This window comes from Riemerella columbina DSM 16469 (genome assembly GCF_000374405.1).
Classification (GTDB): Bacteria; Bacteroidota; Bacteroidia; order Flavobacteriales; family Weeksellaceae; genus Riemerella; species Riemerella columbina.
Window position 1 is genome coordinate 1 of the sequence record NZ_KB894265.1, and the last position, 3,765, is coordinate 3,765.

At 45.4% G+C, this 3,765-nt stretch carries 2 tRNA genes and 2 rRNA genes; all 4 read right to left on the reverse strand.

Annotated features, from left to right (window positions below):
* Positions 1-1,335, reverse strand: a 23S ribosomal RNA gene (locus C237_RS0110250); the annotation flags it as partial.
* A 203-nt stretch (positions 1,336-1,538) separates the two neighbouring features.
* Positions 1,539-1,612 (reverse strand) — tRNA-Ala (locus C237_RS0110255).
* Positions 1,613-1,684: 72 nt separating this feature from the next.
* Positions 1,685-1,758: transfer RNA gene (locus C237_RS0110260), tRNA-Ile, on the reverse strand.
* A 187-nt stretch (positions 1,759-1,945) separates the two neighbouring features.
* Positions 1,946-3,472, reverse strand: a 16S ribosomal RNA gene (locus C237_RS0110265).
* Between the last annotated feature and the right edge of the window lie 293 nt (positions 3,473-3,765).

A 3,765-nucleotide genomic window follows, 5' to 3' on the forward strand; every position in this document is an offset into this window, starting at 1 on the left:
GTGCGCGTTAGGTCCCGACTAACCCTCAGCTGATTAGCATGGCTGAGGAAACCTTAGTCTTTCGGTGAGGGGGTTTCTCGCCCCCTTTATCGTTACTTATGCCTACATTTTCTTTTCTATAAGCTCCACAATACCTCGCGATACTGCTTCTGCGCCGATAGAATGCTCTCCTACCGATGTATTAATACATCCCATAGCTTCGGTANTATNCTTATGCCCGATTATTATCCATGCCGAACCGCTCGACTAGTGAGCTGTTACGCACTCTTTAAATGAATGGCTGCTTCCAAGCCAACATCCTAGCTGTCAATGCAGTTCAACCGCGTTNTTTCAACTTAGNATANATTTNGGGACCTTAGCTGNTGGTCCGGGTTCTTTCCCTCTCGGACATGGACCTTAGCACCCATGCCCTCACTGCCGACGAACATTTATTAGCATTCGGAGTTTGTCAGGAATTGGTAGGCGATGAAACCCCCGCATCCAATCAGTAGCTCTACCTCTAATAAACTTAACATCGACGCTGCACCTAAATGCATTTCGGAGAGTACGAGCTATCTCCCAGTTTGATTGGCCTTTCACCCCTACCCACAGGTCATCCGAAGACTTTTCAACGTCAACCGGTTCGGTCCTCCACTTTGTGTTACCAAAGCTTCAACCTGCCCATGGGTAGATCACAAGGTTTCGCGTCTAATCCTACTAACTATTCGCCCTATTCAGACTCGCTTTCGCTCCGGCTCCGGACCTTAAGTCCTTAACCTCGCTAGTAAAATTAACTCGTAGGCTCATTATGCAAAAGGCACGCCGTCACAACTTAATGCTGCTCCGACCGCTTGTAGGCGTACGGTTTCAGGTTCTCTTTCACCCTTCTATTCGAAGTGCTTTTCACCTTTCCTTCACAGTACTTGTTCACTATCGGTCTTTCAGGAGTATTTAGCCTTGGAGGATGGTCCCCCCATATTCAGACAGGATTTCACGTGTCCCGCCCTACTCATTTATCACTTATGTATGCTTTTCTTATACGGGGCTATCACCCGCTATGGCCACTCTTTCCAAAGTGTTCTAATAAACATATAAAAGCTTTTGGGCTAATCCGCTTTCGCTCGCCACTACTTACGGAATCTCTTCGATTTCTTTTCCTCCGGGTACTTAGATGTTTCAGTTCTCCGGGTTCGCTCCTCTTACGAGGTGACAGGCCTTCAACCTGCCGGGTTGCCCCATTCGGATATCTACGGATCAATTCGTGTGTGCCAATCCCCGTAGCTTTTCGCAGCTTACCACGTCCTTCGTCGCCTCTGAAAGCCTAGGCATCCGCCATACGCCCTTAACGATTTCTTTCCTAATTTTTTGGTTACTCAAGCACTTATAAGTGCTCGGTTTTCTCTTTGTGATGTCTTTTTTACCGTTAATGTCAATGTGCTTGTTTCTTGTATTACTGTAATATGTATAATGTAAGTCATACGGCTCTCGTACTTCTATTTTACATCATCATATAACCCTCATACTTTGTACTTTGTACTTGCATACTTTATACAATATTGTGGAGAATAAGGGAGTCGAACCCTTGACCTCCTGCGTGCAAGGCAGGCGCTCTAGCCAGCTGAGCTAATTCCCCCTGTTTCAAGTATTAAGTTAAAAGGGCTAAGTTAAAAACTTAAAACTCCCAACTCAAAACTTCCTTAATTAGTAGTCTCGGGCAGGCTCGAACTGCCGACCTCTACATTATCAGTGTAGCGCTCTAACCAGCTGAGCTACGAGACTTCATGAATTATAAATTATAAATTCTAAATTAAGTCATCTATAATTTCTAATCTATAATCTAAAATCCCTCTTCCCTGATACTAATCTCTAGGGGTTTATTCTTATATATTACAACCAACCAGTAAAAAACCAAAGCTTACTTTAAGTAAAACTTTCTTTTTTTGTTTATACTCCAAATGAGTCTCTAAAATGAGATGTTCCAGCCGCACCTTCCGGTACGGCTACCTTGTTACGACTTAGCCCTAGTTACTAGTTTTACCCTAGGCAGCTCCTTTTACGGTCACCGACTTCAGGTACCCCCAGCTTCCATGGCTTGACGGGCGGTGTGTACAAGGCCCGGGAACGTATTCACCGCGCCATGGCTGATGCGCGATTACTAGCGATTCCAGCTTCATAGAGTCGAGTTGCAGACTCCAATCCGAACTGAGACCGGCTTTCGAGATTNGCATCACTTCGCAGTGTAGCTGCCCTCTGTACCGGCCATTGTATCACGTGTGTGGCCCAAGGCGTAAGGGCCGTGATGATTTGACGTCATCCCCACCTTCCTCTCTACTTGCGTAGGCAGTCTCACTAGAGTCCCCAACTGAATGATGGCAACTAGTGACAGGGGTTGCGCTCGTTGCAGGACTTAACCTAACACCTCACGGCACGAGCTGACGACAACCATGCAGCACCTTGAAAATTGTCCGAAGAAAGATCTATTTCTAAACCTGTCAATTCCCATTTAAGCCTTGGTAAGGTTCCTCGCGTATCATCGAATTAAACCACATGATCCACCGCTTGTGCGGGCCCCCGTCAATTCCTTTGAGTTTCAACCTTGCGGTCGTACTCCCCAGGTGGCTAACTTATCACTTTCGCTTGGTCTCTGAATCCGAAAATCCAAAAACGAGTTAGCATCGTTTACGGCGTGGACTACCAGGGTATCTAATCCTGTTCGCTCCCCACGCTTTCGTCCCTCAGCGTCAGTTATAACTTGGTAACCTGCCTTCGCAATTGGTGTTCTGAGTAATATCTATGCATTTCACCGCTACACTACTCATTCCAGCTACCTCAACTATACTCAAGACTCGCAGTATCAATGGCAGTTCTACAGTTAAGCTGTAGGCTTTCACCACTGACTTACAAGCCCGCCTGCGGACCCTTTAAACCCAATAAATCCGGATAACGCTCGCACCCTCCGTATTACCGCGGCTGCTGGCACGGAGTTAGCCGGTGCTTATTCGTACAATACCTTCAGCCAAATACACGTATCTGGGTTTATTCTTGCACAAAAGAAGTTTACAAACCATAGGTCCGTCGTCCTTCACGCGGGATGGCTGGATCAGGCTCTCACCCATTGTCCAATATTCCTCACTGCTGCCTCCCGTAGGAGTCTGGTCCGTGTCTCAGTACCAGTGTGGGGGATCACCCTCTCAGGCCCCCTAAAGATCATTGACTTGGTGAGCCGTTACCTCACCAACTATCTAATCTTGCGCGTGCCCATCTTTATCCACCGGAGTTTTCAATATTAATCGATGCCAATCAATATATTATGGGGTATTAATCTTCCTTTCGAAAGGCTATCCCCCAGATAAAGGCAGGTTGCACACGTGTTCCGCACCCGTGCGCCGCTCTCTCTTCTCTTTAGCAAGCTAAAGAAAAAATACCGCTCGGCTTGCATGTGTTAGGCCTCCCGCTAGCGTTCATCCTGAGCCAGGATCAAACTCTCCATTGTATGTTCTTCCTGTCTCACTCAAAGTTTTTTTTACGCTTTGGTTTTTATCCTTACTTGGTTGTTATATGTATTTCAATGTTCTCTATTTCTTTTCGCTTCCTCTAATCTCGCCTGTCAGACTTCGTTAGATTTGCGAGTGCAAAAGTAAAATTTATTTTTGAATTACCAAAATATTTTTCGATATTTTTTTAATCCCTAAAAAGTAAATTTTTAATCTCCTGCGCCCCGTGTTTGAATTCGGACTGCAAAGATACAACTTATTTTTTATTATCAAAATATTTTTAAATATTTTT